At 64.3% G+C, this 15,792-nt stretch carries 16 protein-coding genes; 11 read left to right on the top strand and 5 right to left on the bottom strand.

Annotation, left to right across the window (positions count from 1 at the left end):
* Window positions 1–20: 20 nt before the first annotated feature.
* The 3 genes from lptF to JYG36_RS21625 all read right to left on the bottom strand — a co-directional run bounded on the left by lptF (window position 21) and on the right by JYG36_RS21625 (window position 1,892).
* Window positions 21–809 carry a lipotoxin F family OmpA-related lipoprotein LptF gene (gene lptF, locus JYG36_RS21635; RefSeq protein ID WP_045193663.1) on the bottom strand — a complete coding sequence of 263 codons (789 nt, stop codon included), beginning with the start codon at window positions 807–809 and terminating at the stop codon, window positions 21–23.
* A 50-nt stretch (window positions 810–859) separates the two neighbouring features.
* Window positions 860–1,273, bottom strand: a complete 414-nt coding sequence (locus JYG36_RS21630) for a DUF4398 domain-containing protein (RefSeq protein WP_045193662.1) — start codon at window positions 1,271–1,273, stop codon at window positions 860–862.
* Between the two features lie 274 nt (window positions 1,274–1,547).
* The gene (locus JYG36_RS21625; protein WP_093386725.1) at window positions 1,548–1,892 is read right to left on the bottom strand and encodes a pilin assembly protein; all 345 of its coding nucleotides are present in this window, start codon (window positions 1,890–1,892) and stop codon (window positions 1,548–1,550) included.
* Between the two features lie 170 nt (window positions 1,893–2,062).
* Between JYG36_RS21625 and ppc the strand changes: the two genes are divergently transcribed.
* The 8 genes from ppc to JYG36_RS21585 all read left to right on the top strand — a co-directional run bounded on the left by ppc (window position 2,063) and on the right by JYG36_RS21585 (window position 9,225).
* Complete coding sequence (ppc, locus tag JYG36_RS21620; RefSeq protein ID WP_123565745.1) at window positions 2,063–4,690, top strand: phosphoenolpyruvate carboxylase; 2,628 nt, start codon at window positions 2,063–2,065, stop codon at window positions 4,688–4,690.
* Between the two features lie 43 nt (window positions 4,691–4,733).
* On the top strand, window positions 4,734–4,937 hold the full coding sequence (locus JYG36_RS21615; RefSeq protein ID WP_093386719.1) for a hypothetical protein: 204 nt from the start codon (window positions 4,734–4,736) through the stop codon (window positions 4,935–4,937).
* A 10-nt stretch (window positions 4,938–4,947) separates the two neighbouring features.
* On the top strand, window positions 4,948–5,598 hold the full coding sequence (gene adk / locus JYG36_RS21610; RefSeq protein WP_045193658.1) for an adenylate kinase: 651 nt from the start codon (window positions 4,948–4,950) through the stop codon (window positions 5,596–5,598).
* Window positions 5,599–5,685: 87 nt separating this feature from the next.
* Entirely contained in the window at window positions 5,686–6,360 is a 675-nt protein-coding gene (tsaB, locus tag JYG36_RS21605) for a tRNA (adenosine(37)-N6)-threonylcarbamoyltransferase complex dimerization subunit type 1 TsaB (protein WP_045193657.1), read from the top strand.
* Between the two features lie 129 nt (window positions 6,361–6,489).
* Complete coding sequence (locus JYG36_RS21600; protein ID WP_045193656.1) at window positions 6,490–6,786, top strand: hypothetical protein; 297 nt, start codon at window positions 6,490–6,492, stop codon at window positions 6,784–6,786.
* A gap of 3 nt (window positions 6,787–6,789) precedes the next feature.
* Window positions 6,790–7,659 (top strand): DUF72 domain-containing protein, encoded by an 870-nt coding sequence (locus JYG36_RS21595; RefSeq protein ID WP_045193655.1) that lies wholly within the window; start codon window positions 6,790–6,792, stop codon window positions 7,657–7,659.
* Between the two features lie 33 nt (window positions 7,660–7,692).
* Window positions 7,693–8,523: an isocitrate lyase/PEP mutase family protein gene (locus tag JYG36_RS21590; protein WP_213602233.1), complete on the top strand. Its 831-nt coding sequence runs from the start codon at window positions 7,693–7,695 to the stop codon at window positions 8,521–8,523.
* Between the two features lie 6 nt (window positions 8,524–8,529).
* Window positions 8,530–9,225, top strand: coding sequence for an extensin-like domain-containing protein (locus tag JYG36_RS21585; RefSeq protein WP_093386713.1), 696 nt, complete (start codon window positions 8,530–8,532; stop codon window positions 9,223–9,225).
* A gap of 3 nt (window positions 9,226–9,228) precedes the next feature.
* Here the strand turns inward: JYG36_RS21585 and JYG36_RS21580 are convergent, their stop codons facing one another.
* Entirely contained in the window at window positions 9,229–9,849 is a 621-nt protein-coding gene (locus JYG36_RS21580; protein WP_213602231.1) for an energy transducer TonB, read from the bottom strand.
* A gap of 95 nt (window positions 9,850–9,944) precedes the next feature.
* On the opposite strand from JYG36_RS21580, the gene JYG36_RS21575 reads away from it, so the two are divergent.
* Window positions 9,945–10,727, top strand: a complete 783-nt coding sequence (locus JYG36_RS21575) for a class I SAM-dependent methyltransferase (protein WP_045193652.1) — start codon at window positions 9,945–9,947, stop codon at window positions 10,725–10,727.
* On the opposite strand, the gene JYG36_RS21570 is transcribed toward JYG36_RS21575, so the two are convergent.
* Window positions 10,724–11,356 carry a TetR/AcrR family transcriptional regulator gene (locus tag JYG36_RS21570; protein WP_045193651.1) on the bottom strand — a complete coding sequence of 211 codons (633 nt, stop codon included), beginning with the start codon at window positions 11,354–11,356 and terminating at the stop codon, window positions 10,724–10,726. The two genes, JYG36_RS21575 and JYG36_RS21570, sit on opposite strands and share 4 nt — an antisense overlap.
* Window positions 11,357–11,551: 195 nt before the next feature.
* Here JYG36_RS21570 and JYG36_RS21565 point away from each other — a divergent pair, with 195 nt between their 5' ends.
* Both JYG36_RS21565 and JYG36_RS21560 read left to right on the top strand, forming a co-directional pair.
* Window positions 11,552–12,652 (top strand): efflux RND transporter periplasmic adaptor subunit, encoded by a 1,101-nt coding sequence (locus JYG36_RS21565; RefSeq protein ID WP_045193650.1) that lies wholly within the window; start codon window positions 11,552–11,554, stop codon window positions 12,650–12,652.
* Window positions 12,653–12,658: 6 nt separating this feature from the next.
* Complete coding sequence (locus JYG36_RS21560; protein ID WP_045193649.1) at window positions 12,659–15,727, top strand: efflux RND transporter permease subunit; 3,069 nt, start codon at window positions 12,659–12,661, stop codon at window positions 15,725–15,727.
* Window positions 15,728–15,792: the final 65 nt, after the last annotated feature.

Here is a 15,792-nt window from a genome sequence, read left to right as displayed (position 1 = left end):
TTTTTACTGCACAGCTAGCTTCAGTTCAGCTGGCTGACCGAACGCGGCGCCACCGGCTGGTTGTCGTTGGAAATGGTCACTTCCACCCGACGGTTCTGCGCGCGACCCGAGTTGCTGGTGTTGTCGGCCACCGGATACTCCTTGCCGTAGCCCTGGGCGACGATGCGCGCCGGATCTACACCGGCACGTACCAGCGCCATGCGCACGGCCGCGGCGCGGCGCTCGGACAGCGACTGGTTGTAGTTGGCGCTGCCCTTGCTGTCGGTGTAGCCCTCGACGATCACCTTGCGGTCAGGGTTCTCCTGGAGGAACTGCGCCAGCTTGGTGATGTTCGGGTAGGCGCTGCTCTTGAGCGTGGCCTTGTCGAAGTCGAACAGCACGTCGCCGAAGGTCACCAGGGTGCCGCGGTCGGTCTGCTTGGCGTTGAGGCTGTCCTGCAGCTTCTTGATCTGCGCATCGCGGGCATCCAGGCGCGCCTGGGCACGCTGGGCGGCAGCGTTTTTCAGGTTGCCTTCGGCAGTGCGCAGGGCAATGGTCTGCTTGGCCACTTCAACCCGCTGGTTGGTCAGGTAGGCAAGCTGGTCGACTTTTTTCGAGTCTTCCTTGTCCATGTAGGCTTTGTCGGCCTTGTTCAGCCAGTCCTGGGCGTCCTTGGTTTCAAGGGCCGCGACCTTGGCGGCCTGCGGGTTGCTCTGCAGGGCCGAGAAGTTGGTCCGGGCCGATTCCAGGTTGGCGTTCGGCTGCGTCGAGCAGGCGGCCAGGCCAACGCTCAGGGCCAGAAGGGCGGGGATCATCACGTGTTTACGCATAATGGTTCATCCTTTGATCGATTACGAATGCACGGGTCGGTGAGCGGGCGTCATTCGACGCTGCGCATGCCTTCCTCACGCAGGTCCTGAACGCCCTGGCGGGCATCCTGTACGGCTTTCTCGGCCTTGGCGGCCTGGGCCTTGCGCTCGGCGACGCGGGCGTCCCACTCGGCCTGCTCGGCCAGGCGCTTGGCGTCGTCGTACTTCTTGTCGTGCATGGCGATTTCCGCCTGTTTGAGCTTGTCCTGCGCAGCCTTCATTTCGACGGCGGCAAACTCGGTACCGCCGGCGCTGACAGCGGAATTGACCGCCGATTGCGTGACAGCGTACTGCTCGGTAGGTGGGTTGCCGGCACAGCCGGCCAGGACCAGGCTGCTGCCCAGTGCCAGCGCGGCCAGCTTGAGCCCGCGCAGGTGAGTGGACGGGGTGTTTGCGGTGCGGGTCTTCATGGTGGTCAACTCCATTGGATCACTCCTGATGAACAACGAATTCCGTAACAGTCCATCGGCGCGACCCGTCAGCTACGGGACTGCTCTGACCCGGTTCTGAAAGGGTTTTGCCGTGATGGCTATTGGCTGTGACCGAAGCGTTTTTTGAATAGTTCAGAAAAAAGTGCCGCTTGTTCGCGGTTTTTTCTGACTGATCGGTCAGTGGGTTTTCCGTTGAACTTTCAGGCGTGCCGGCGGTACGCGAGCGCCTGCGCGGGCGCTCGCAGCGCGGATCAGGAGGCGGGGTGGATCAAGGCTTGCCGGCCTCTTTGGGGTTGCTCATCTCGTGCAGGTAGCGGCGTGAAAGGGCAAGAAACCGCGGGGTCGGACCGATGTCCTGGTACAGCGGGTCACCCTCTTCGTCGGTGGCAATCACCTGCGCGCCCTGAACATACGGAAAGCTCGCTTCCAGCTCTTCAAGCGCAGCCCCGAGCAGTTCGCCGAGCAGTTCTTCGGGTTGGCGCTTGGGGTACATCTCGGCCAGGGCCGCCAGGCGCGCCGCCGCTTCCATGTCCAGGTGCAGGACATGGCCGGTGGGGCTCAGCGAGCCTTTGGCGTGCTGTTCCCAATGCTGGGCAAGATCACGGATTTTCATGATGGTCTCCTGTATGCCTGTGTTGAGCGTAGTTCACCCAGTAGCTCAACCCTGTAGCTCAGCCATGTAGCCCAGCCATGTAGCCCAGCCGTGGCCCTGCCTTGAAGCCCGGGCGCTACTGGGGCACTCTGGACCCAGAGCGGTTTTCCCGAATGCCGGAGACATGGCTGATGACTGATATCGATGTGCGCTTGCGTGAAGATGTTCATTTGTTGGGCGAGTTGTTGGGCGATACCGTGCGCGAGCAGCACGGCGAAGCGTTTTTGCAGACCATCGAGGACATACGCCGCAGTGCCAAGGCCGACCGCAGCGGTAGCGCCGAGCAACTGAGCTCGACCCTCAATGACCTCGCCGAAGACCAGCTGTTGCCGGTGGCGCGGGCCTTCAACCAGTTTCTCAACCTGGCCAACATCGCCGAGCAGTATCAGCTGATCCGCCGCCGCGACGCCGGCCAGGCCGAACCTTTCGAAGCACGGGTGCTGCCCGAACTGCTGGCGCGGCTCAAGGCCGCCGGCCACAGCGACGATGCCCTGGCCCGGCAACTGGGCAAGCTCAGCATCGAGCTGGTGCTTACCGCCCACCCGACCGAGGTGGCGCGGCGCACCTTGATCCAGAAGTACGACGCGATTGCCGCGCAACTGGCTGCCCAGGATCACCGCGACCTGACCCCCGCCGAACGCGAGCAGATCCGCGAACGCCTGCAACGGCTGATCGCCGAAGCCTGGCACACCGAAGAAATCCGCCGCACCCGGCCAACCCCGGTAGACGAAGCCAAATGGGGCTTTGCGGTGATCGAGCATTCGCTATGGCAAGCGGTGCCACACCACTTGCGCAAGGTCGACAAGGCCCTGCACCAGGCCACCGGCCTGCGCCTGCCGCTGGAGGCGGCGCCGATCCGCTTTGCCTCGTGGATGGGCGGCGACCGTGACGGCAACCCCAATGTCACTGCGCCGGTGACCCGTGAAGTGCTGTTGCTGGCGCGCTGGATGGCCGCTGACCTGTTTTTACGCGATATCGATGCCCTGGCCGCAGAGCTGTCGATGCAGCAGGCCAGCGAAGCGCTGAGGGCCAAGGTGGGCGAGTCGGCCGAGCCTTATCGCGCCGTGCTCAAGCAATTGCGCGAGCGCCTGCGCATCACCCGCGCCTGGGCCCATGCCGCGCTGACCACGGCGCAAGCGCCGGCCGCTGAAGTGCTGCAGGACAACCGTGAACTGTTCGAGCCGCTGCAGCTGTGCTTCGAATCACTGCATGCTTGCGGCATGGGCGTGATTGCCGATGGCCCACTGCTCGACTGCCTGCGTCGGGCGGTGACCTTCGGCCTGTTTCTGGTGCGTCTGGACGTGCGCCAGGACGCCGCCCGGCACACCTCGGCGCTGAGTGAAATCACCGAATACCTGGGCCTTGGCCGCTACGCCGAGTGGGATGAAGACGCGCGTGTGGCCTTCCTGCAGCAGGAACTCAACAGCCGGCGGCCGCTGCTGCCCAGCTACTTCAAGCCCCAGGCCGACACCGCCGAAGTGCTCGCCACCTGCCGCGAGATTGCCGCTGCACCGGCAGCTTCGCTGGGCTCCTATGTGATCTCCATGGCCGGCGCCGCTTCCGATGTGCTGGCGGTGCAGTTGCTGCTTAAAGAGGCCGGCGTGCTGCGGCCGATGCGCGTGGTGCCGTTGTTTGAAACCCTCGCTGACCTGGACAACGCCGGGCCGGTGATGGAGCGCCTGCTGGGCTTGCCGGGGTATCGCGCCGGCCTGCACGGCCCGCAGGAGGTGATGATCGGCTATTCCGATTCGGCCAAGGATGCCGGCACCACGGCCGCGGCCTGGGCCCAGTACCGCGCCCAGGAAACCCTGGTGCGCATCTGCCGCGAGCAGCAGGTCGAACTGCTGTTGTTCCACGGCCGTGGCGGTACCGTCGGGCGTGGCGGCGGCCCGGCCCACGCGGCGATCCTGTCGCAGCCGCCGGGTTCGGTGGCCGGGCGCTTCCGTACTACCGAGCAGGGCGAGATGATCCGCTTCAAATTCGGCTTGCCGGACATCGCCGAGCAGAACCTGAACCTCTACCTGGCGGCGGTGCTCGAAGCGACCCTGCTGCCACCGCCGCCGCCACAACCGGCCTGGCGCGCGCTGATGGACCAGTTGGCTGCTGATGGTGTCAAGGCCTATCGCGGCGTGGTGCGCGACAACCCCGAGTTCGTCGAGTACTTCCGCCAGTCCACCCCCGAACAGGAACTCGGCCGCCTGCCGCTGGGCAGCCGCCCGGCCAAGCGCCGCGCCGGTGGCATCGAAAGCCTGCGGGCGATCCCGTGGATTTTCGGCTGGACTCAGACCCGCCTGATGCTGCCGGCCTGGCTCGGCTGGGAAGCGGCATTGAACAACGCCCTGGCTCGCGGCCAGGGGCCGTTGCTGGCTGAGATGCGCGAGCAGTGGCCGTTTTTCCGCACACGTATCGACATGCTGGAGATGGTTCTGGCCAAGGCCGATGCCGATATCGCCCGCTCCTACGACGAACGTCTGGTGCAACCAGAACTGCGACCTTTGGGTGCACATTTGCGCGACCTATTGTCGCAGGCGTGTCAGGTAGTACTGGGGCTGACCGGGCAGCCGGTGCTACTGGCGCACAGCCCCGAAACCCTGGAATTCATCCGCTTGCGCAACACCTATCTGGACCCGCTGCATCTATTGCAGGCTGAGCTGCTGGCGCGCTCGCGTGGGCGTGAAGCCGCTCTGGACAGCCCGTTGGAGCAGGCCTTGCTGGTCACCGTGGCCGGCATCGCGGCAGGTTTGCGCAATACCGGCTGAGTTGGCAAAACGCTTTGCCGAGGGTTTGCCCAGGAAGGGCAGAATGCTTGTAAAGCAACAGGTTGCGCTCGGCGCAACCTGTGCTGCAAGTGGCCACAGTGCGTGGGTTTTTCCGACTTTCGAGCGCTTGTGTGGCTTGCGGGCGCTGTGTATCTTGAGCAGCCTTTTGATCGAAATTACGATCATCACCCAAATTCCGGGATTGGCCCTGCGTGGCAAACCCACTGATTTGCTTACAAAAAAATGAGGAGCACAAGATGCGCGTAATTCTGCTGGGAGCTCCCGGGGCCGGTAAAGGTACTCAGGCAAAGTTCATCACCGAAAAGTTCGGTATTCCACAGATTTCCACTGGCGACATGCTGCGCGCCGCGGTCAAGGCCGGCACCCCGCTGGGCCTGGAAGCCAAGGCGATCATGGACGCTGGCAAGCTGGTCTCCGACGAGCTGATCATCAACCTGGTCAAGGACCGTATTGCCCAGCCTGACTGCGCCAACGGCTTCCTGTTCGATGGCTTCCCGCGCACCATTCCTCAGGCTGAAGCCCTGGTGACTGCTGGCGTCGAGCTGGATGCCGTGGTCGAAATCGCTGTCGAAGACGAAGAAATCGTTCAGCGTATCGCTGGCCGCCGTGTGCACGAAGGTTCGGGCCGCGTTTACCACGTTGTCTACAACCCGCCAAAGGTTGAAGGCAAGGACGACGAAACCGGCGAAGCGCTGGTGCAGCGCAAAGACGACACCGAAGAAACCGTGCGTCATCGCCTGTCGGTCTACCACGACCAGACCAAGCCGCTGGTAGACTTCTACCAGAAGCTCTCGGCTGCCAACGCTGGCAAGCCGAAGTACGCGCATATCGAAGGCGTGGGCTCGGTTGACGCGATCACCGCCAAGGTCCTGGCCGCACTGAGCTGATCGACGCTCGGTAGTGCAGACAACGGCCCGCTTGCGGGCCGTTGTTGTTTATAATGCTGCTCTTTTTTCTTGCCCCTGGAACCCCCGATGACCACCTTGCTGGCCCTCGACACCGCCACCGAAGCCTGCTCCGTTGCCTTGCTGCATGATGGCAAGGTTTCCAGCCACTATGAGGTGATCCCGCGCCTGCACGCGCAGAAGCTGCTGCCGATGATCCAGCAACTGCTGGCCGATGCCGGCGTCACCCTGCAACAGCTCGATGCCATCGCCTTCGGTCGTGGCCCGGGCGCCTTCACTGGCGTGCGCATTGCCATTGGCGTGGTCCAGGGCCTGGCCTTCGCCCTGGAGCGGCCGGTACTGCCGGTGTCCAACCTGGCCGTGCTGGCCCAGCGCGCGATGCGTGAGCAGGGCGTGCAGCAAGTGGCGGCGGCAATCGATGCGCGCATGGACGAGGTCTACTGGGGCTGCTATCGCAACGTTGACGGCGAAATGCGCCTGCAGGGCAAGGAGGCGGTGCTGCCACCGGAGCAGGTGGCCTTGCCCGAGGGTGCCAGCGGCGACTGGTTTGGCGCGGGCACTGGCTGGGGCTATGCCGAGCGCCTGGCGGTCAAGGCCTGCGGCCAGGACGCCAGCCTGCTGCCCCATGCCCAGGACCTGCTGAGCCTGGCGACCTTCGCCTGGCAGCGCGGCGAGGCGATTGCCGCCGACCTCGCGCAACCTGTGTACCTGCGCGACAAGGTGGCCACGCCGAAAGCGCGCTGAGTGCAGTTCGTCGGTTATTCCCAGGCAAAATAAAACCTTTTGCCCGATCTGTGGTCCAGTTATCAATCGGGCATTAGCGAAGGATCAGCGATGCTGCTAAATTGCCATCACTGCTCCTGAGTAATCGCCATGCGCATAGACGGTTTTTCTTCTCAGTCCTACCCCATCAAGCGAGCCCCGCGCAAAGCGCCGGTACGCACCGATGACGTGGACGACGAAGATCTGCCGGGCGAGTTCGAAGTACAGGCGCAAGCCAGCGCCAGCCACGGCCAGGCGCGCACTGGCGGCCTGCCGGCGCGGCCTCAGGACATGATCTTCCCGCGGGCGCGCAACAAGCGCACCGCCCATGCCCTGGCCAGCTACCTGACCACTGCCGGTTTCGTTGACTGGGAGATGGAAGTACTCGGGCTGGACCTGTACATTTGATGGATGAGTCTGTCCACGCTGCCCTATTTTGTCGGTTGTCCGTCCTGGAGTGAAAACGCCTGGCGCGAGTACCTGTACCCGGCCGAGGCTAAAACCAGCGACTTCCTCGGCCTGTATAGCCAGGTCTTCAATGCCGTAGAAGGCAACACCACCTTTTATGCCCGCCCGGCACCGGCGACCATCGAACGCTGGGCGCAGCTGATGCCGGCGCACTTTCGCTTCACCGCCAAGTTCCCCGGCGACATCAGCCACAGCGGTGACCTGCACGCTCAACTGGCCGCCGCCCAGTCCTTCATCGAATTGCTCAAGCCCCTTGGCGCACGGGTTGCGCCGTACTGGCTGCAATTGCCGGCAACCTTCGGCCCGGCGCGCCTGAGCGAGCTAGTGAGCTTTATCGACGAGGCTGGCGTGCCCATCGCCGTGGAGGTGCGCAACGCGGCGTTCTTCAGCAAGGGCGAGGAAGAGCGCCTGCTCAACCGCCTGCTGCTTGAGCGTGGTGTGGAGCGCATCTGTCTCGACCCTCGCGCGTTGTTCAGTTGTACTTCACAGACGCCCGAGGTGCTCCACGCCCAGTCGAAAAAACCGCGCGTGCCGCCTCGCCCGACCGCCTTTACCCAGCACCCGCAGATCCGCTTCATCGGCCACCCGGAACTGGCCGCCAACGAGCCGTTCCTGCTGCCGTGGCTGGACAAGGTCGCGGCCTGGATCGAGGAGGGGCGCAGCCCCTATGTTTTCCTGCATACTGCCGACAATCGCCTGGCCGCCGCCTTGGCCCGGCGTTTTCATCAAGGCCTGATGGAGCGCCTGCCGGGGCTTGCGGCCTTGCCTGAACTGGACCGCACGCCAGAAGCCGAACAACTCGGCCTGCTCTGAGCGCGTCCTGCCGCCTGCCTGGGAGCCGAGATCATGGATGTGCAAACCCTGCGTGCCGAAGCCTTCAAAGCCCTGCATGAGCGCGATGGCGCCTTTGTCATTCCCAACCCTTGGGATGCCGGCTCGGCCAAGCTGCTGGCCAGCCTCGGCTTCGAGGCGTTGGCCACCACCAGCGCCGGCCTGGCGTTCTCCCTGGGGCGGCCAGATGCCGAAGGGGCGATGAGCCTGGATGAAACCCTGGTCAATGCCCGCGCCATTGTCGATGCCACGGCATTGCCGGTGGCTGCCGACCTTGAGAACGGTTTCAGCGACGACCCCAAGGGCTGTGCCGAGGCGATCCTGCAGGGCGCCGCCATTGGCCTGGTGGGCGGCTCGATCGAGGATGCCAGCGGCAATGCCGACGAGCCAATCTACAGCTTCTATCACGCCGTGGAGCGGGTCGAGGCGGCCGTCACCGCCGCGCGCAGCCTGGACTTTCCGTTCATGCTCTGTGCCCGCGCGGAAAACCTGCTGCACGGGCGCATGGACCTGGACGACACCATCGCCCGCCTGCAGGCCTTCGCCGAAGCCGGTGCCGATGTGCTGTATGCGCCGGGCTTGCGTACGGCCGAGGAGATCCGTCGGGTGGTCCAGGCGGTGGCGCCGAAGCCGGTCAATGTGCTGATGGGCCTGAGCGGTGTGCGCTTGAGTTTTGCCGACGTTCAAGCGCTGGGGGTCAAGCGTATCAGCGTCGGCTCATCGCTGGCGCGGGCCGCCTATGGGGCGTTTTTCAACGCTGCGCAGCAGATTCATGATCAAGGCTGTTTTGACTACGCCGACCAGGCGCTGTCGTTCGACCAGCTCAACCAGTTGTTCAGGCGCTGATCGACCATGCGCAAAGGATTGCTCGCGGTACTGTGTCTGATTCTGCTCGTTGCACTGGGTGCTGCCTGGCGCCTGGGCTGGCATCTGCCGGATGCCTGGAACCCCTGGGCGGTGCTGGATGTGCGCCAGCCGCCGAACCTGCTTACGCCGTATAAATTGGGCCGCCTTGAGGATGATCCGCAGCTGTGCGAGCAGGCCCTGGCCACCTCCAGCCTGCGCTACCGCAAGCAGGCCGACAGCCCCGCCAATGCGCCGTGCCCCCTGGAAAACGTGGTGCGCGTCGAAGGCTCGTCGGTGCGCCTGAGCAGCAGCTTTCTCGCCAGTTGCCCCTTGGCGGTGGCTTATGCGCTGTTCGAGCGCCACGCTCTGCAACCGGCGGCACAGCGCGCCTTTGCCCAGCCGGTGGTGCAGGTCGATCACCTGGGCAGCTTTGCCTGTCGCAACATGTACAACCGCAAGAATGGCCGCCTGAGCCAGCACGCCACGGCCAATGCCCTGGATATCGCCGGCTTTCGCCTGGCGGACGGGCAGCGTATCCAGTTGCTCAAGGACTGGCCGGGGGAGGGCGTCAAAGCGAAGTTTTTAAGGGATGTGCACGCCAGTGCCTGCGACAGTTTCAACACGGTGCTGGGGCCTGAGTACAACGCCGCACACCGCAATCACTTTCACCTGGACATGGGCTTCTGGCAGATCTGCCGCTAAGGCTCAGGCGGCGATGCGCACGTTGTTCAGCACCACCGGGCGAGCCCAGCGGTTGTCGAAGTCCAGCTGCGATTGCTGCACGGCCATGGTGGCGTCGTCGAAGGGCTCCGGCGCCTTGTCCAGCAGGTCCATCTCGAACTCGGCGATCGGCAGGTACAACGGTTTGGCCTGTGGTGCCGGGCCGGGTGCGGGCAGCGGGTGGCCCTGGCTCATGACTACCGGGCGTACCCAGGTGTTGCTGATATCCAGCTGGCGCTGTTGCTCGATCAGTTCGGCGGCGCTGAACGGCGGCGCGAGTTTTTCCAGCAGCTCCGGCTCAAGCTCGGCGATCGGCAGGAACAGCGGCTCTGGCGGGGCCAGTTCGGTGTCGTGCACATCGCACAGGCGCTGGTTGTGGATCTGCGCCAGCACCTGGCTGCCGCCCAGCGGCTCGCCGGTGACCTTGTCGAACTGCTCGGTGGCCACGGCCTTGGCCGCGTCCTCCGGACCTTGCTGCTCAGCCAGGGCGCGGGCAAAAAAATCCTGCCACAGGTGGCTGATGCCGCCCAGTGCCTGGGTATTGTGCCGGCCATAGTCGCCGACGGGCGAGATATAACCTGAGTTGAGCTGAAGAATGTCGGTCATGGCAGTCGCAGAGGGTGCTGGTCTGGCAAAATAGCGAATACTTCGTATATCGGCCGCGGCCGACGATCATTTAATTTTTTTGAGTACAGGATTTGATGGTGGAGCAACTGGCTGACGGCGGCATCCGGGTCGAGGCATTGACGGCCGATTATCAGGCCCAGGCTGGCGAGTGGGCGCGGCGTCTGGGATTGCCGCTGAGCGATGACAATGCAGGCTTTGCCGTGCAGATCGGCGCCGATGGCCTGCAGATCCAGCAGCTCGGTGCGCAGGCGCCGGGGCCGGTGCGGGTGGATTTTGTCGAAGGCGCGGCGGCGCACCGGCGGGTGTTCGGCGGCGGCAGCGGGCAGATGATCGCCAAGGCCGTGGGCGTCGCCCAGGGCGTGCGCCCGCAGGTGCTCGATGCCACGGCGGGGCTGGGCAAGGACGCTTTCGTGCTGGCGAGCCTCGGTTGCCAGATGACCCTGATCGAGCGCCAGCCGCTGGTCGCGGCCTTGCTCGAAGACGGCCTGGCCCGCGCCCGCAGCGATGCCGAGGTGGGCCCGATCGTTGCGCGCATGCAACTGCTCACCGGCAATGCCATCGAGCGTATGCGCACCTGGCAGGGTGAGCCGCCGCAGGTGATCTACCTCGACCCGATGTTCCCTCATCGCGACAAGAGCGCCCTGGTAAAAAAGGAAATGCGCGTGTTCCGCCCGCTGGTTGGTGACGACCTCGACGCCCCGGCGCTGCTCGAAGCCGCCCTGGCCCTGGCCAGCCACCGGGTGGTGGTCAAGCGCCCGCGCAAGGCGCCGATCATCGACGGGCCCAAGCCCAGCCACTGCCTGGAAGGCAAATCCAGCCGCTACGACATCTATCCGAAAAAAGCCCTCAAGGCTTAAGGTCGGTAAGCGCGCATGAACAGCGCCACCACTTCTTGCACATGGGCCTCGGAGGCCTCGGCATCCAGCGCCGGGGCATAGCCGAGCAACAGGCGGAAGTTGGCCGCGCCCTTGAGCAGGCAGAAGAAGTGCTCGGCGGCGTTGGCCGGCAATTCAATGCGCAGCAGCCCGCGGGCATCCACCTGGCGCAGCAGCGCCTCCATCTCGTGCAGCACCCGCAACGGGCCGGCCTCGAAGAAGATCTGGCTGAGTTTCGGGTCCTGATTGCCCAGGGCCATGATCAGCCGGTGCAGCTTGACCGACAGGTCGCTGCTGATCAGCGCCTGAAAGCCGCGGCCGATCTTCAGCAGCACCTGTTCCAGCGGAACCCCTTCAGGCAGCTCGAAAATCAGCTCGGGCAACTGCGCCGTGCAGGTGGCGACCACTGCCGAAGAGAACAGCGTCTCCTTGTCGGTAAAGTGGCTGTAGACCGTGAGTTTTGACACACCTGCCGCTGTCGCGACCGCATCCATGCTGGTGTTGGCATAGCCAAGGGTTAGAAACAGCGCCTTGGCTGCCTCGAGAATGGCCTGGCGTTTTGCCAGGTCCTTGGGCCGGCCGGGGCCGGTAGCAGCGGTGACTTTGGGCATGAGTGAAAAGTTACATATTCCAGTAAGTGCACATGGTACATCGCGACCGGCATTTCGGCGGGCAAAAATCGACGCGCTGCTCCCGGCGTAAATATGGGATTTCTCGCGCAGGCCTGCTTCCCCGCTCCGGTTCCCTGATTTAATATACCCGCCAGTATAAATATTCAAAGCGCCATTCGCGAAAGGTCATCCATCATGTTGCGCCATGCCTTGCCCCTCGCTTTGCCCGTTGGTCTCGTGCTGTTGCTTGCTGCCTGCGGGCAGGAAAGCGCACCGCAGACTTCCCTTCGTCCGGCCATGGTGGTGCAGCCGCAGCCGGCCAGCGCCGCCGCCGACAGCTACCCCGGCGAGGTGCGTGCGCGCTTCGAGCCGGAGCTGGCGTTCCGCATCGGTGGCAAGGTCAGCAAGCGCCTGGTCGAGGAGGGGCAGCGGGTCAAGGCCGAACAGCCACTGGCCGAACTCGACCCCCAGGATGTGCGCCTGCAACTGGAAGCCAGCCGTGCCCAATTGGCCGCTGCCGAAGCCAACCTGAACCTGGTCAAGGCCGAGCGCGACCGCTACAAGACCCTGCTCGACCGGCAGATGGTCAGCCATTCGCAATACGACAACGCCGAAAACCTCTACCGTGCTGGCCTGGCCCGGCTCAAGCAAGTGCGCGCCGAGTTCGACGTCGCCGGCAACCAGGCAGAATATGCCGTACTGCGCGCGTCCCAGGACGGCGTGATCGCCAAGCGCCAGGTTGAGGTGGGCCAGGTGGTGGCTGCGGGGCAGACGGTGTTCACCCTGGCCGCCGATGGCGAGCGCGAAGTGCTGATCGGCCTGCCTGAGCAGAATTTTGGCCGCTTCAAGGTCGGCCAGACGGTGGCGGTGGAGCTCTGGTCGCAACCGGATCAACGCTTCAATGGCCGGATTCGCGAACTGTCGCCTTCGGCCGACCCGCGCTCGCGAACCTTCGCTGCGCGCATCGCCTTTACCGCCGGCAAGGTGCCGGCCGAGCTTGGGCAAAGCGCCCGGGTGTACATCCAGCACGCCGAGAACATTCCCCTGGCGGTGCCGCTCTCGGCGCTGACCGCAGAAAACGGCCAGACCTACGTCTGGCGTGTCGATGCCAACAACACCCTCAAGCGCGTACCGGTGCGGGTGGGTGCCTACGGTGAAAACAGCGTGCCAGTGCTCGAAGGCCTGAATGCCTCGGACTGGGTGGTGGCGGCCGGCGTGCATGTGCTCCAGGAAGGGCAGCAGGTTCGTCCGGTGGACCGGTCCAATCGTGTGGTGAATCTGGCGGCCAAGGAGTAAGTCCCGATGGGTTTCAACCTTTCCGCCTGGGCCCTGCGCAATCGGCAGATCGTGCTGTTCCTGATGATTTTGCTGGCTGTGGTCGGCGCGCTGTCCTACACCAAGCTGGGGCAGAGCGAAGACCCTCCGTTTACCTTCAAGGCCATGGTCATTCGCACCAACTGGCCAGGGGCCAGCGCCGAGGAAGTCTCACGCCAGGTCACCGAGCGTATCGAAAAGAAGCTGATGGAAACCGGCGAGTACGAGAAGATCGTCTCGTTCTCGCGGCCCGGTGAATCGCAGGTCACCTTTATGGCCCGCGACTCGATGCATTCGGCCGATATCCCCGAGCTCTGGTACCAGATCCGCAAGAAGGTTGCCGATATCCGCCACACCTTGCCGCAGGGTATCCAGGGGCCGTTCTTCAACGATGAGTTCGGCACCACCTTCGGCAATATCTACGCGCTGACCGGTGACGGCTTCGATTACGCCGTGCTCAAGGACTACGCCGACCGCGTGCAGATCCAGTTGCAGCGGGTCAAGGATGTCGGCAAGGTCGAGCTGCTTGGCCTGCAGGACGAGAAGATCTGGATCGAGCTGTCCAACCTCAAGCTGGCCACCCTCGGCCTGCCCCTGGCAGCGGTGCAACAGGCGCTGGAAGAACAGAACGCGGTGAGCACCGCAGGCTTCTTCGAGACGCCGAGCGAGCGCCTGCAACTGCGGGTCAGCGGGCGCTTTACCACGGTCGAGCAGATCCAGCAGTTCCCGATCCGGGTCGGTGACCGCACTTTCCGTATCGGCGATGTTGCCGAGGTGCGCCGGGGCTTCAACGATCCGCCCGCGCCGCGCATGCGCTTCATGGGCGAGGACGCCATCGGCCTGGCGGTGTCGATGAAGGCTGGCGGTGACATTCTGGTGCTGGGCAAGGCGCTGGAAACCGAGTTCGCCCGCATTGCCCACAACCTGCCGGCCGGCATGGAGCTGCGCAAGGTCTCCGACCAGCCAGCGGCGGTGAAGACCGGCGTCGGCGAGTTCGTTCAGGTGCTGGTTGAAGCGCTGGCCATTGTCTTGCTGGTGAGCTTCTTCTCGCTGGGCATGCGCACCGGCCTGGTGGTGGCCCTGGCCATTCCGCTGGTGCTGGCGATGACCTTTGCCGCCATGTACTACTTCGGCATCGGTTTGCACAAGATCTCCCTCGGCGCGTTGGTGCTGGCCCTGGGCTTGCTGGTGGATGATGCGATCATTGCCGTGGAGATGATGGCGATCAAGATGGAGCAGGGTTTCGACCGGTTCAAGGCCGCCAGCTACGCCTGGACCAGCACCGCCTTCCCGATGCTCACCGGCACCCTGATCACCGCCGCAGGCTTCTTGCCGATTGCCACCGCGCAATCCGGCACGGGTGAATACACCCGTTCGATCTTCCAGGTGGTGACCATCGCCTTGCTCGCCTCCTGGGTTGCCGCGGTGGTGTTCGTGCCGTACCTGGGTGAGCGGTTGTTGCCTGACCTGGCCAAGCTGCATGCGGCCAAGCACGGCACCGCCGAAGGCGGCCCTGACCCTTACGGCACGCCGTTCTACCAGCGCGTGCGGCGCCTGGTGGGCTGGTGCGTGGAGCGGCGCAAGACGGTGATCGTGGCGACCATCGCGCTGTTTGTCGGCAGCATCTTGCTGTTCCGTTTCGTGCCCCAGCAGTTCTTCCCGGCTTCCGGGCGCCTGGAACTGATGGTCGATCTGAAGCTGGCCGAAGGCGCCTCGCTGAGCAACACCGCCGATCAGGTCAAGCGCCTGGAAGCGCTGCTCAAGGAACGCGCCGGCATCGACAACTATGTGGCCTATGTCGGCACCGGCTCGCCGCGGTTCTACTTGCCACTCGACCAGCAACTGCCGGCGCCGAGTTTCGCCCAGTTCGTGGTGCTGGCGAAAACCATCGAGGAGCGCGAACAGCTGCGTAGCTGGCTGATCGCAACCCTCGACGAGCAGTTCCCCGACCTGCGTTCGCGGGTCACGCGCCTGGAAAACGGCCCGCCGGTGGGTTACCCGGTACAGTTCCGGGTCACTGGTGAGCACATCGAGCAGGTGCGTGCCCTGGCCCGCAAAGTGGCCGCCAAGGTGCGCGAGAACCCCCACGTGGTCAACGTTCACCTGGACTGGGAAGAGCCGAGCAAGGTGGTCTACCTGAACATCGACCAGGACCGCGCCCGCGCCCTGGGGGTGAGCACGGCGAACCTGGCGAAGTTCCTGCAAAGCTCGCTGACCGGCTCGGCTGTCAGCCAGTTCCGCGAGGACAACGAGCTGATCGAGATCCTCCTGCGCGGTACCCAGCAGGAGCGCAGCGAACTTGCCAACCTGCCGAGCCTGGCGGTGCCTACCGACAATGGCCGCAGTGTGGCGCTGTCGCAGGTGGCAACCCTGGAATACGGCTTTGAAGAAGGTGTGATCTGGCACCGCAACCGCCTGCCCAACGTCACCGTGCGCGCCGACATCTATGGCAAGGAACAGCCGGTCACCCTGGTCAAGCAGATCCTGCCGACCCTGGACCCGATACGTGCCGAGCTGCCCGATGGCTACCTGCTGGACGTGGGTGGCACAGTGGAGGACTCCACTCGTGGGCAGAAATCGGTGAACGCCGGGGTGCCGTTGTTCATCGTCGTGGTCCTGACCCTGCTGATGCTGCAACTGCGCAGTTTCTCGCGCACGGTGATGGTGTTCCTCACCGCGCCCCTGGGGTTGATCGGCGTGACCCTGTTCCTGCTGGTGTTCCGCCAGCCGTTCGGTTTTGTCGCGATGCTCGGGACCATCGCCCTGTCGGGGATGATCATGCGCAACTCGGTGATCCTGGTCGATCAGATCGAGCAGGACATCGCTGCCGGGCTGGACCGCTGGCAGGCGATTATCGAGGCGACAGTAAGGCGCTTCCGGCCAATCGTGCTGACCGCCCTGGCGGCGGTGCTGGCGATGATCCCGCTGTCACGCAGCGTGTTCTTCGGGCCGATGGCGGTGGCGATCATGGGTGGCTTGATCGTGGCGACGGCGTTGACGCTGTTGTTCCTGCCGGCGCTGTATGCGGCGTGGTTCAGGGTCAGAAAGAGCAGTTGAGAGCTACAAGCGGCAAGCTGCAAGAGGTGCTGTTCACACTGCTTGTGGCTTGCCGCTTGAAGCTT

The organism is Pseudomonas sp. SORT22, assembly GCF_018417635.1.
Classification (GTDB): domain Bacteria; phylum Pseudomonadota; class Gammaproteobacteria; order Pseudomonadales; family Pseudomonadaceae; genus Aquipseudomonas.
This window is presented reverse-complemented; position numbering and strand designations above follow the sequence as displayed.

Coding starts and splice junctions, on each gene's coding strand:
- JYG36_RS21585 (WP_093386713.1), top strand. CDS start 8,530: ATGCGCAAAGGATTGCTCGCGGTACTGTGTCTGATTCTGCTCGTTGCA.
- adk (WP_045193658.1), top strand. CDS start 4,948: ATGCGCGTAATTCTGCTGGGAGCTCCCGGGGCCGGTAAAGGTACTCAG.
- JYG36_RS21565 (WP_045193650.1), top strand. CDS start 11,552: ATGTTGCGCCATGCCTTGCCCCTCGCTTTGCCCGTTGGTCTCGTGCTG.
- tsaB (WP_045193657.1), top strand. CDS start 5,686: ATGACCACCTTGCTGGCCCTCGACACCGCCACCGAAGCCTGCTCCGTT.
- JYG36_RS21590 (WP_213602233.1), top strand. CDS start 7,693: ATGGATGTGCAAACCCTGCGTGCCGAAGCCTTCAAAGCCCTGCATGAG.
- lptF (WP_045193663.1), bottom strand. CDS start 809: ATGCGTAAACACGTGATGATCCCCGCCCTTCTGGCCCTGAGCGTTGGC.
- JYG36_RS21575 (WP_045193652.1), top strand. CDS start 9,945: ATGGTGGAGCAACTGGCTGACGGCGGCATCCGGGTCGAGGCATTGACG.
- ppc (WP_123565745.1), top strand. CDS start 2,063: ATGACTGATATCGATGTGCGCTTGCGTGAAGATGTTCATTTGTTGGGC.
- JYG36_RS21630 (WP_045193662.1), bottom strand. CDS start 1,273: ATGGAGTTGACCACCATGAAGACCCGCACCGCAAACACCCCGTCCACT.
- JYG36_RS21570 (WP_045193651.1), bottom strand. CDS start 11,356: ATGCCCAAAGTCACCGCTGCTACCGGCCCCGGCCGGCCCAAGGACCTG.
- JYG36_RS21580 (WP_213602231.1), bottom strand. CDS start 9,849: ATGACCGACATTCTTCAGCTCAACTCAGGTTATATCTCGCCCGTCGGC.
- JYG36_RS21600 (WP_045193656.1), top strand. CDS start 6,490: ATGCGCATAGACGGTTTTTCTTCTCAGTCCTACCCCATCAAGCGAGCC.
- JYG36_RS21625 (WP_093386725.1), bottom strand. CDS start 1,892: ATGAAAATCCGTGATCTTGCCCAGCATTGGGAACAGCACGCCAAAGGC.
- JYG36_RS21615 (WP_093386719.1), top strand. CDS start 4,734: ATGCTTGTAAAGCAACAGGTTGCGCTCGGCGCAACCTGTGCTGCAAGT.
- JYG36_RS21560 (WP_045193649.1), top strand. CDS start 12,659: ATGGGTTTCAACCTTTCCGCCTGGGCCCTGCGCAATCGGCAGATCGTG.
- JYG36_RS21595 (WP_045193655.1), top strand. CDS start 6,790: ATGAGTCTGTCCACGCTGCCCTATTTTGTCGGTTGTCCGTCCTGGAGT.